8 protein-coding genes are annotated in these 11449 nt (G+C 72.4%); 6 read left to right on the forward strand and 2 right to left on the reverse strand.

Translation table 11 applies throughout. From position 1 onward, the window contains the following. Positions 1 to 175: 175 nt before the first annotated feature. Positions 176 to 2011, reverse strand: coding sequence for an AMP-binding protein (locus I6A81_RS21790; protein ID WP_202999106.1), 1836 nt, complete (start codon positions 2009 to 2011; stop codon positions 176 to 178). Further along, positions 2005 to 4047: an alpha-ketoacid dehydrogenase subunit alpha/beta gene (locus I6A81_RS21795; RefSeq protein ID WP_202999107.1), complete on the reverse strand. Its 2043-nt coding sequence runs from the start codon at positions 4045 to 4047 to the stop codon at positions 2005 to 2007. Before I6A81_RS21795 ends, I6A81_RS21790 begins: the two co-directional genes overlap by 7 nt. A 465-nt stretch (positions 4048 to 4512) precedes the next feature. Here I6A81_RS21795 and I6A81_RS21800 point away from each other — a divergent pair, with 465 nt between their 5' ends. The 6 genes from I6A81_RS21800 (at position 4513) to I6A81_RS21825 (ending at position 11345) form a co-directional block, all read left to right on the forward strand. Continuing rightward, positions 4513 to 5457, forward strand: coding sequence for an alpha/beta hydrolase (locus I6A81_RS21800; RefSeq protein ID WP_202999109.1), 945 nt, complete (start codon positions 4513 to 4515; stop codon positions 5455 to 5457). Positions 5458 to 5704: 247 nt separating this feature from the next. Beyond that, on the forward strand, positions 5705 to 7009 hold the full coding sequence (locus I6A81_RS21805; RefSeq protein ID WP_202999111.1) for a sugar ABC transporter substrate-binding protein: 1305 nt from the start codon (positions 5705 to 5707) through the stop codon (positions 7007 to 7009). Positions 7010 to 7062: 53 nt separating this feature from the next. Beyond that, positions 7063 to 8592, forward strand: coding sequence for a sugar ABC transporter ATP-binding protein (locus I6A81_RS21810; RefSeq protein ID WP_202999113.1), 1530 nt, complete (start codon positions 7063 to 7065; stop codon positions 8590 to 8592). A 7-nt stretch (positions 8593 to 8599) separates the two neighbouring features. Beyond that, a complete protein-coding gene (locus I6A81_RS21815) occupies positions 8600 to 9649 on the forward strand; it encodes an ABC transporter permease (RefSeq protein WP_202999115.1) in 1050 nt (349 codons plus the stop codon). Beyond that, on the forward strand, positions 9646 to 10488 hold the full coding sequence (locus tag I6A81_RS21820; protein WP_202999117.1) for a mycofactocin-coupled SDR family oxidoreductase: 843 nt from the start codon (positions 9646 to 9648) through the stop codon (positions 10486 to 10488). Before I6A81_RS21815 ends, I6A81_RS21820 begins: the two co-directional genes overlap by 4 nt. Before the next feature lie 23 nt (positions 10489 to 10511). Beyond that, positions 10512 to 11345: a mycofactocin-coupled SDR family oxidoreductase gene (locus I6A81_RS21825; protein ID WP_202999119.1), complete on the forward strand. Its 834-nt coding sequence runs from the start codon at positions 10512 to 10514 to the stop codon at positions 11343 to 11345. The last annotated feature ends 104 nt before the right edge of the window (positions 11346 to 11449 follow it).

The following is an 11449-nucleotide window of genomic DNA, read 5'->3' on the forward strand; positions in this document are numbered from 1 at the left end:
TCGATCGGCCTTGCGTGAGCTGGCCACGTGGGGCTCCTCCATATGACGACCACAAAGCCGCCACTGAGCGTACGCGGCCCGCGCCGGGATGCCCCACTTTCCGGGGCCACGCCGACGCACGCCGTGCCCATCGGCCGGGTGCTCCTCGTTCTGGTGCCCGTCCACGCCATGGCGGTCAGCGTCCTTCCGTCGCGGGCCGGTCCTCCGCGGTGCCGCCCGGCGCGGGCGGCGGAGAACCGACCGACGGGGGCGGCGGGGACCCAGCCACCGCCCGGCGCCGGAGCACGAACTTCTGGACCTTCCCGCTCGGGGTGCGCGGCAGGTCGTCGACGACGACCAGCAGCTCCGGGGCCTTCTGGATGGCCAGGCCCGCCCCGGTCACGTGGTCACGCAGGTCGGCCAGGGTCGGCGGGGTCCAGCCCGCCGCCGGCACGACGAACGCGCAGGCACGCTCGACCAGTGTCGGGTCGGGGCTGGCGACGACGGCGATGTCGGCGACGGCGGGGTGGCTGAGCAGCACCGACTCCACCTCGGCGGCGCTGAACTTCTCGCCACCGCGGTTGATGATGTCCTTGATCCGCCCGGAGATGACCAGGGTGCCGTCGGCGCCGATCCGGGCCAGGTCCCCGGTGCGGAAGAAGCCATCCGGGGTGAACGCGTCCCGGTTCAGCTCCGGGTCGAGGTAGCCCAGGAACAGCTCCGGGCCGCGCACCAGCAGCTCCCCCTCACCACCGGCGGCGGCGTCGTTGACGGCGGCGGCGGCCGGCGGGCCGGCGGTTCCGTCCTGCCCGACGTCCCCGGCCCGCGCGGACCCGTCAGACCCGTCGGTCCCGCCGGGCTCGCCGGCCAGGGCGCCGGGGTCGCGGCGTAGCTCGTTGTCCCCCATCGGCCGTCCCTCGCCGGTCGCGGCGGCGTCCAGGTCGCCGTACGGGTCGCCCATCGACGACGTCGGCAGCTCGGTCGAGCCGTAGGTGCGCACCACCCGCGTCCCCATCACCGTGTGGGCTTCGCGAACCAGCGTGGCCGGGATGTCGGCGCCGCCGCAGACGAACACCCGCAGCGCGCTTCGGGCCCGCCGCTCGGCGTAGACGTCGGTCAGCCCGCGCAGGAACGGCGTGGCGCTGACGGTGAAGGCGCAGCGGTGCTCCTCGATCAGGTCGACCGCGGCGGCGGCGTCCCACCGGCTCTGCAGGACGACCGGGCTGCCGAGGTCCGCCGGCAGGAGCACGCCGTACGACAGGCCGGTGATGTGGCTGAGCGGCGAGGCCATGAAGACCCGGTCGGCCGGGCCGAGCCGGGCCGCGGCCGCCATGGCGCGGGTCTCCGCGAGCAGGGTCTGGTGGCTGTGCAGCACGCCCTTCGGCGCCGAGGTCGTGCCCGAGGTGTAGAGGACGACCGCGATGTCGCCCGCGCCGGCCGGCGCTTCCGGGACGATGGGTTCCGGTCCGCCGAAGGACGGGCCGGCGAGCCAGTCGGCCAGCGTCTCGACGCCCACGTCACCCGTGGCTCCCATGTCACCCGAGCCACGCACGGCGACCACCGTCACGTCCGGCCGGTCGTCGGCGGACGCCGATCCACACGCCGCGGGCCGCGCCGCGCGCAGCACCTCCCGCAGCGCCTCGGCGTGCCGGTAGGAGCGGTACTCCTCGGGGACGAACGCCGCCGCCGGCCGGGTCTGGCGGACGATGTGCGCCAGCTCCCGTTCCCGGTAGATGGGCACCACCGGCACCAGCACGGCGCCGGCCAGGAAGACGCCCCAGGAGACCACGCTCGTCTCCCACCAGTTGGGGAGCTGGACCAGCACGGTGTCTCCGGTGCCGACGCCGTGCGCCCGCAGCCCGGCGGCCACCCGCCCGGCCGCCGCCGCGAGCTCGGCGTAGCTCAGCCGGCGCTCCCCCTCGAGGACCGCCAGCTCGTCGCCGCGCGCGGCCACCGCGGCGCGCAGCCGGTCGGCCAGCGTCTCCCGGGGAAGGTGGTAGTCCACCGCGTGCGGCCTGGTCGGGCTCAGCATGCCGTCACCTCCCGGACGGCCTGGACGATGTCGGCGGCGCCCGCCTCCCAGCGGCGTTCCAGCGACGGGGCGTACGGTGCCGGCGTGTAGGCGGCCCCGACGCGGCGGACCGGCGCGTCGAGCGACCAGAATCCCTCGTTCACGGCGAGCGCGGCGATCTCCGCGCCGACCCCGAAGTCGACCACCGCCTCGTGCGCGACGACCAGCCGGTTCGTGCGGGCGAGCGAGGCGAGCACCGCCTCGCGGTCCAGCGGGACGATCGTGCGCAGGTCCAGGACCTCCGCGTCGATGCCCTCGGTCGACAGCGTCTCGGCGGCGGCGAGCGCCTCGAACACCATCCGCGACCAGGAGACGATCGTGACGTCGGTGCCGGGGCGGACCACCCGGGCCTTGCCCAGCGGAACGCGGTGGTCGTCGGCGGGCATCGCCCACTTCCGCTCGTACAGCAGCCTGTTCTCGATGAACACCACCGGGTTGTCGTCCTCGATGGCGGTCCGCAGCAGGCCGTAGGCGTCGTCGCCGAAGCTCGGCATCACCACGGTCAGGCCCGGGATGTGCGCGAAGAGGGTCTCCAGGCTCTGCGAATGCTGGCTGCCCGAGGAGCGGCCGGACCCGAACTGGGTGCGGACGACCATCGGCACGGTGACCGCCCCGCCGGTCATGAACCGCAGCTTGGCCGCCTGGTTCATGATCTGGTCGAGGCAGACACCCAGGAAGTCCAGGTACATCAGCTCGACGACGGGGCGCAGGCCCGCCATGGCCGCGCCGACCCCCAGCCCCATGATCGCGGTCTCCGCGATCGGCGTGTCCAGGACTCGGTCGGGGAACTCGCCGGCCAGGCCCCGGGTGAGACCGAAGACGTTGCCGCCGGCCACGTCGATGCCGGCGAGGAAGACCAACGGGTCCGCGGCCAGCGCGTCGCGCATCGCCTGCCGCAGGATGCGCGAGCCCGAGGACGGCCGGCTGCCGGCCCCCTCGGGGGGCGTCCCAGCTGAGGAGGCCCCACCCGCCGCCGCGGCGCTCCGGGTGCCGTCGGCCCTGGTGCCGCCGGCCGGCACGGCCGCCTGGTCGGGGCGGGCCCGCCGCCGCGGGGCGTAGACGTACTCCGCGGCGTCCGCCGGGGCCGGTTCCGGGGACTCGCGGGCGAACTTCTCGGCGTCCTCGACGTCCGCCTCCGCCCGCCGCTCGGCCCGCTCGACATCCGCCGCCGGCACGCCCAGGCCGAGCAGCCGCGCCCGGGTGACCAGCAGCGGGTCACGGGCCGTCGCGTCGTCGAGGTCCGAGCGCTCCCGGTAGCGCTGCTCGTCTCCCTCGTAGTGGCCGCGCACCCGGGTGGTGACGCTCTCGACCAGCACCGGGCCGTCCCCGGCCCGTGCCTGGTCGAGCACCTGGCGCATCCCGTCGGCGACCGCCTCCACGTCGTTGCCGGCCAGCTCGACGAACGCCATCCCGTAGGCGCCGGCCCGCTCGCGCACCGGCACCGGATGCTGGTCCTCGGCCCGGGAGAACTCGGAGAAGCGGTTGTTCTCGCAGAAGAACACCAGCGGCAGCCGCCAGAGCGCGGCGACGTTCATGGCCTCGTGGAACGCCCCCGTCGCGACGGCGCCGTCCCCGAAGAAGGCGATGACGGCGTCCCCGGCGCCGCGCCGGCGCAGCGCGTGCGCGGCGCCGAGCGCGATCGGCAGGCCGGCGCCGACGATGCCGTTCGCGCCGAAGATGCCGAGCCCCGGGTCGGCGACGTGCATGGAGCCGCCGCGCCCGTGGCAGGCGCCGGTCTCCCTGGCCATCAGCTCGGCCAGCATCTGTCGCGGGGGCAGGCCCTTGGCCAGGACGTGGCCGTGTCCCCGGTGCGTCGAAGTGATCACGTCGCTGGCGCGGGCGTGGACGAGCGCGCCGACGGCGCAGGCCTCCTGGCCGACCGACGTGTGGACGAACCCCGGTACGAGCCCGTCGCGGTACAGCACGGCGACCCGCTCCTCCACCCGGCGGATCAGCACCATGCGTTCGTAGGCGGCGAGTAAGCGCGCGCGATCCATCTGGCTCTCCCATCCGGGTCAGGGCGACTGCCCGGCCGCTCGCCGGGGCAGGACGGCCCGGCCCGCCGCGGTTTCCCACCGACCGCCGTGACGGGCGGTGATGGTCCCGATCGTGGGTCGGTCGTGGCGGTCGACTGGGTCGTGGCGGTCAACGCGGTCGTGGCGGTCAACGTAGCCGCGACCAAACCCGGGTGTCCAGTGGCACTTGACACCTGGCCGGGTCGGCACCGAGAGTGACCAGAGTCGGCCACCCGGACCGACTGTCAAGTGCCACTTGACAACGTGACGGACGCCATCCACGATGGTCGACACGCCCACGGGTAACGCACCCGAAATCTGCCGGCCGCCGCGACACCAAAAGTCGCCCCGGCCGCTTCCGATACCAGCCCCAAGACCATGGGCCGGGGCGGGCGAAAGCCTGAGACAAAGCATTCCATCCGCTCCGCCCACGCCGGAGGACTTCCGATGCGCCGAGAAGACGTCGAGTTCAGCAGTGAGGGCACCACGGTGCGCGGCTGGCTCTACCGACCGGATGTCGACGCGGGCACCGAAAACGTTCCCGCCGTCGTCCTGGCCGGCGGCTGGTGCTATGTGCGAGAACTCGTCATGCCCTACTACGCGGAGGCGTTCGCGGCCCTGGGAATCGCGGCGCTGGTGTTCGACTACCGCAATCTCGGGGTCTCCGACGGCGAGCCGCGCCAGCACCTCGACCCGTGGGCGCAGATCCGCGACTACCAGAACGCGCTGAGCTTCCTGGAGCGCGCCGACGGCATCGACCCGGACCGGCTCGGCGCCTGGGGCATCTCCTACTCCGGCGGGCACGTGCTGGTCCTCGCGGCCACCGACCCGCGGGTGAAGGCGGTCGTCAGCCAGATCCCGGTGGTGGACGGCTACCGGAACATGCGCCGGGTCCACGGCGGCGTCGGCTACCGCAAGCTGTGGGACGCGATCCTCACCGACCGGCGGCTGCGCTACGAGGACCCGGCGAAACGCCTGTACATCCCGCACGCCAGCGAGACACCCGACACGGAGCTGTCGAGCTGGCCGTTCCCCGAGACGCGCACCACCTTCGCCGCGCTCCAGGCCACCGAGGCGCCGCTGTACCAGAACCGCAGCACCATGGAGTCGGTCGACCTGCTGCTGAACTACGACATCACGCCGTTCGCCGACCGGATCTACGACACCCCGACGATGGTCATCGTGGCCGAGGGCGACGACATCACCCTGTGGGACCTCGAGATCGGCGTGTACAACCGCCTCCCGACCGCGAAGAAGGAACTCGTGGTCCTTCCGCACACGACGCACATGACCCTCTACAGCGACCGGTCGAAGCTCGACCGGGCCGCCGCGCACGCGTCGCGCTGGTTCGCCGCCCAGCTGCTCGGCGCACCCGCCGCCACGTCCGGCTGACCCGTACCAACCGTTCTCCCGGCTATTCCCCGAGCCCGACACCCGGCTCGGAACCCATAAGCCCCTTCACCTTCCCGCGCTATCACGCGACGGCATCACCCGGCCGGCCGGAAACGCGTCGAGCAGACGATTCACCGACCGATTCACCGGGTCCGCCAACGCGACCGGCATCGCGGATGCGCGCGCCCCGACCGGCCGTCGCCGCCGCGCCAAGGCGGGACATCCGGCTCATCAAGGAGACAGCACGATGGCTTCGAACGAGTCACGAATCGTCGATTTCGCGAGAAACGCGAGATTCTCGCACCCCACCTCACGGCGCTCGTTCCTCGCCGCCATGGGCGCCGCGGGCATCGCTCTGGGTATCGGCGCCTGCGGCTCCGACTCCGACTCGTCGGCCGCTCCCGCCGGCGCGGGCGGGAGCGGCGGCGACGACCTGGTCCGCAAGAGCACCTTCTCCCAGGTGACCACGCTGTCCAACGACTTCTTCGTCGCCTTCAACGAGGGCGGCAAGCAGGCGATGGCCGCGTTAGGGGTGAAGATGTCCACCCTGGAGGACCAGGGGAACGTCAACACCGCCATCGGGCAGGTCGGCAACGTGCGGACCTCCGGCGGGGCGTCGATCTTCGGCACCCCGGCGACCGAGGCCCAGGCGGCGGCCGTCACCAAGGCCTGCCAGTCCGCCGGCATCCTCTACGCCAGTTCCTACACCGCCCCGGCCTGGTACACCCCGGCCGACGCGGACAAGTGGGTCCGGTTCATGACACCGCCGTCCGTGAAGATCGCGGAGGCCACCGCGCGGGCGATGTTCGAGAAGGTCGGCGGCTCCGGCACGATCATCCACGTCCCGGGCCAGAAGGGCTCCTCCGCCGACGACCAGCGCACCGCGGGCCTGAACGCGGCGCTGAAGGACTTCCCGAACATCAAGATCGTCACCGCGTCGCCGGGCAACTGGACCTCCGAGGACGCCCGTACCTCGCTGACGAACATCCTGCCGTCGGTCAAGGACTTCGTCGGCGTCTTCGCCCAGAACGACAGCGAGGCCGCCGGCGTCATCGCGGCGCTGGACGCCCAGCGCATCACCGGCAAGATCGTCGTCGGGTTCGACGGCAACCGGCAGAACATCGAGTACATCGCCCAGGGCAAGCAGTACCTGACCAGCGCGACCATCGGCGGTCTGACCGCCGGCCTGCTCGGGATCACCGTCTTCGACGTGCTGAACGACGTCGAGTTCTCCCTCCCGGAGAAGTTCATCTCCCAGGGCGCGCTGCTGGTCACCCCCGAGTCCGCCGACAAGGTGCTGAGCACCGTCTACGCCGACAAGCTGCCGTTCGACTGGCAGCTGATGAGCAAGGCCCTGCACCCGGACGACTGGGACCCGCAGACCCTGCTGAACCCGATCGACCCCAACGAGTTCTACAAGGGCGTCCCGCAGGACGAGTACAAGCTGAACTCCGCCTGGGCGTCCGCCGACATCGCCTCGGTGCGGACCACCTACGCGGACGCCTTCAAGTCGGGCCCGCTGTTCGAGTTCAAGGACAGCCTCGTCGCCTGACGGGCCAGGCAGGCAGAAAGGCCAAGCAGACAGAAAGAGGGGTGGAGCCAGCCGTGCCCACGCAGTCGACCGTCGCCCTTGCGGGGATCTCCAAGCGCTACGGTCCCGTCCAGGCGCTGCGCGACGTGTCCCTGACGGTGGGCACGGGCGAGGTGCTGGGCCTCATCGGCGAGAACGGCGCCGGCAAGTCGACCCTGATCGGGGTGCTCAGCGGCACCGTCCGGCCGGACACCGGAACCATGACGGTGGGCGGCCGGGAGGCGCCGCTGGGCGACCCCCGGGCGCTCGGCGGCCTGGGTGTCGCCGTCGTGGTGCAGGAACAGGCCCTCGTCGAGTCGCTGCGCGTCTACGAGAACATCTACCTCGGCCGCGAGATCCGGACCGGTGGCCGGGGGCCCGGGCGCAAACGGCGGCTGCGGGCCGCCGCGACGGCGCTGCTGCGGGACATGCACGTCGACGACGTCAGGGCCGACGCCCTCGTCGCCGACCTGACCTACCCGCAGCGCCAGCTCGTCGAGATCGCCAAGGCGTTCGCGGACGCCCGCACCGCGGACACCCCGCCGCTCATCCTGCTCGACGAACCGACCAGCGCCCTGTCCGAGCACGAGGCCGAGCTGCTGTTCTCGCTGATCGAGCGGTGGCGGGACCGGGCGTCGTTCATCTACGTCTCGCACATCCTGCCCGACGTGCTGCGCCTGTCCACCCGGCTGCTGGTGCTGCGGGACGGGCAGGTGGTCGACGACGTCCACAACGAGGGCGTCACCGACCGGCGGCTGCACGAGCTGATGGTCGGCCGGGAGCGCAGCGCTGACTACTACCGCGAGACCGACCAGACCGGCGCGAGCGCCACCGAGCCGATCCTCGAGATCAGGGGCGGATCGGTGGCCGGCGCGTTCACGGACGTGGACCTGGCGATCCGGCCCGGCGAGATCGTCGGCGTGGCGGGCGTGATCGGCTCCGGCAAGTCGGAGCTGGCCGCCGCGGTGGCCGGCGCGAGGTCGCTCGACGGCGGCTCGCTCACCGTCGACGGGCGCCGGCGCGACCGCTGGTCGGTCCGCCGGGCGGTGCGGGCCGGGGTCTGCTACGTCCCGCCGGAACGGGCCAACGACTCCCTTTTCGTCACGATGTCGGTGCGCGGCAACATCTCCATCGGCTTCCTCGACCTGCTCACCTCCCGCTGGTCCGGGCTGCTCCGGCTGCGGGACGAGCGCGGGCGGGCGGCCGGGCTGGCGTCGCGGCTGCGCATCAAGACGGACTCGCTGGCCACTCCCATCCGGGAGCTCTCCGGCGGGAACCAGCAGAAGGCGGTGTTCGCCCGCTGGCTGGCCCGCAAGGTCCGCGTGTTCGTGCTCGACGACCCCACCCGCGGGATCGACGTGGGCACCCGCGAAGAGATCTACACGATGATCCGCGGCCTGACCCGGGACGGCGTCGGCGTGCTGCTGTGCGCCGAGTCGCTGGAAGAGATCATCGGCCTGGCTGACCGGATCGTCGTGCTCAAGGACGGCCGGGTGACGGCCGAGATCGCGTCGCCCGCGACCAGCAAACCCACCGACGTCGACGTCATCAGTCACATGATGTGAGGACCCCGTGACCCACAACTCGACCGATCTGGCGGCGCCGCAGGTCGCCGGCCCTCGGGGCGACCCCTCGGCGCCGCCCGACCGCTCCGGGCTCACCGCGCTCACCGCGGTCACCGCCACGCTGTCGCGCAGCCGCACGGTCGCCGTCCCGATCATCGCGCTGCTGGCGCTCATCATCTACTTCGGCAGCCAGAACTCGGCGTTCCTGTCGACCGACTCGGCGCAGAACATCCTGCGGCAGATGGCGTTCCTGACCGTCATCGCGCTCGCGGGAACGTTCGTCATCCTCATCGGCGGCATCGACCTGTCGGTGGCGGCGAACGCGACGCTGGCCGGCATCCTCATCGCCACCTGGATCGACTCGCTCGGCGGGCCGCTGGCGATCGTCGCCGTGCTCGCGGTCGGCGGTCTGGTGGGCCTGGTCAACGGGCTCATCACCACCATGTTGCGGGTTCCGTCGTTCCTGGTGACGCTGGGAATGATGTCGGTCCTCAACGGAGTCTCGAACACGATCTCCGACGGCGGCCCGGTGGCCTTCAGCTCCGGGCTGCTGCACACGCTCGTCAACGAGTCGTCGATCCCCGGCATCCCGAACGGCGCGCTCATCGCCCTGGTGCTGACGGCACTGCTGACCGTGCTCGCGTTCGCCTCCTCGTTCGGCCGGCACCTCTACGCGGTGGGCGGCAACGAGCGTGCCGCGCGGCTGTCCGGCGTGCGGGTGCAGGCCGTGAAGCTGCTGGTCTTCGCGCTCGCCGGGGTCATCGCGGCCGTCGCCGGCATCATCTTCACCGGCCAGGCCAGCACCGGCGTGCCGCTCGGCGCCGACCCCAGCCTGCTGAACTCGATCGCGGCGATCGTCGTCGGTGGCACCGCGCTGTCCGGCGGCGTCGGCGGGCCGCACCGCACCCTGCTCGGCGCGCTGGTCATCGTCATCCTCGGCGCCGGCATGGACATCACCGCCGTCGACCCGTACACGCAGCTCATCGTCAAGGGCGCGGTGGTCATCGCGGCCGTCGCGATCACCATCGACCGCCGCCGCTATGGACTGATCAAATGAGCGCGGGCAGCGGGCGGGTAGCCGGCAAGGTCGCCCTGATCACCGGCGCCGCGCGCGGGCAGGGCCGCGCCCACGCCGTCCGGCTGGCCTCCGAAGGCGCCGACATCATCGCGCTCGACGCCTGCGCGCCGATGAGCACCGTGCCCTACCGGCTCGCCGGCGAGGCGGAGCTGGCCGAGACCGCCGCGCTGGTCGAGGCGCTGGGCCAGCGGGTCGTCGCCCGCCGCGCGGACGTGCGCGACCTGGCCGCGGTGACGGCCGCCGTCGACGAGGGGGTCGCCGAGCTCGGCCGGCTCGACATCGTCGTCGCCAACGCGGGTGTCAACACGCCGGCGCCCATGGTGGAGATGACCGAACAGATCTGGCTGGAGATCATCGACGTCGACCTGAACGGCGTCTGGCGCACCTGCCGCGCGGCCATCCCCCATGTCATCGCCGGCGGCCGGGGCGGCGCGATCATCCTCACCAGCTCCGCGGCCGGGCTGAAGGCCTACGCCAACATCGCGCACTACACGGCGGCCAAGCACGGCGTCGTCGGCCTGATGAAGACCCTCGCCCAGGAGCTGGCGCCGCACCGGATCAGGGTCACGACGGTGAACCCCACCCAGGTCGACACCCCGATGATCATGAACGAGCCGATGTACCGGCTGTTCTGCCCGGAGGTCGACAACCCCACCCGGGCGGACTTCGCGCCGGTGTCGCGGGCGATGAACGCGCTGCCGATCCCCTGGGTCGAGCCCGAGGACGTCAGCAACGCGGTCCTCTTCCTCGCCTCCGACGAAGCCCGGTACATCACCGGGGTCGCCCTGCCGGTCGACGCCGGCGTACTGGTCAAGTGACATCACGACGCAAGGAGGCGGACATGGCGGGCCGAGTCGACGGCAAGGTCGCGTTCATCACCGGGGCGGCCCGGGGGCAGGGCCGCAGCCACGCGGTGCGCCTGGCCGAGGAGGGCGCCGACATCATCGCGGTCGACCTGTGCGCCGAGGTCGAGACCACCGACTACGCGGGGGCGACCCCGGACGATCTCGCCGAGACCGTCGCGATGGTCGAGAAGGTCGGCCGCAGGATCGTCGCGGCCGAGGCGGACGTGCGCGACACCGAGTCGCTGCGCGCCGCGCTCGACCGCGGGGTCGCGGAGCTCGGCCGGCTCGACATCGTCGTCGCCAACGCCGGCATCCTGTCGAACGGCCCGTCCCACGAGCTGACCGAGCAGACGTGGGGCGAGATGATCGACATCAACCTGAGCGGGGTGTGGCGCACCTGCAAGGTCGCCATCCCGCACCTGGTGGCCACCGGCGACGGCGGTTCGGTCATCCTGGTCAGCTCGGTCGCCGGGCTGCGTTCCTACTCGGGCGTCAGCCACTACGTCTCGGCCAAGCACGGCGTCGTCGGCCTGATGAAGACCCTGGCCCAGGAGCTCGCCCCGCACCGCGTCCGGGTCAACACCGTGAACCCGACCCAGGTCGACACCCCGATGATCCAGAACGAGAGCATGTACCACCTCTTCTGCCCGGACATCCCCAACCCCACCCGGGAGGACTTCGGCAAGGCGTCGTCGGACACGATCCTGCTGCCGATCGACTGGGTCGAGTCGATCGACGTGAGCAACGCCGTCCTCTTCCTCGCCTCGGAGGAGGCCCGCTACATCACCGGGGTGGCCCTGCCGATCGACGCCGGCGCCCTGGTGCTCTGACCGGTCAGCTGACCGCGGACGCGGGGGGGGGCCCCCCGGCGGGCCCCCCCCCGGGGGCCCCCCGGCCGGGGGGGGGGGGGGGGGGGGGGGGGGGGCGCGGGGGG

Origin of the sequence: Frankia nepalensis, from assembly GCF_016786325.1 — a bacterium.
Lineage (GTDB): Bacteria > Actinomycetota > Actinomycetes > Frankiales > Frankiaceae > Pseudofrankia > Pseudofrankia nepalensis.

Coding starts and splice junctions, on each gene's coding strand:
- I6A81_RS21820 (WP_202999117.1), top strand. CDS start 9,646: ATGAGCGCGGGCAGCGGGCGGGTAGCCGGCAAGGTCGCCCTGATCACC.
- I6A81_RS21800 (WP_202999109.1), top strand. CDS start 4,513: ATGCGCCGAGAAGACGTCGAGTTCAGCAGTGAGGGCACCACGGTGCGC.
- I6A81_RS21795 (WP_202999107.1), bottom strand. CDS start 4,047: ATGGATCGCGCGCGCTTACTCGCCGCCTACGAACGCATGGTGCTGATC.
- I6A81_RS21805 (WP_202999111.1), top strand. CDS start 5,705: ATGGCTTCGAACGAGTCACGAATCGTCGATTTCGCGAGAAACGCGAGA.
- I6A81_RS21790 (WP_202999106.1), bottom strand. CDS start 2,011: ATGCTGAGCCCGACCAGGCCGCACGCGGTGGACTACCACCTTCCCCGG.
- I6A81_RS21825 (WP_202999119.1), top strand. CDS start 10,512: ATGGCGGGCCGAGTCGACGGCAAGGTCGCGTTCATCACCGGGGCGGCC.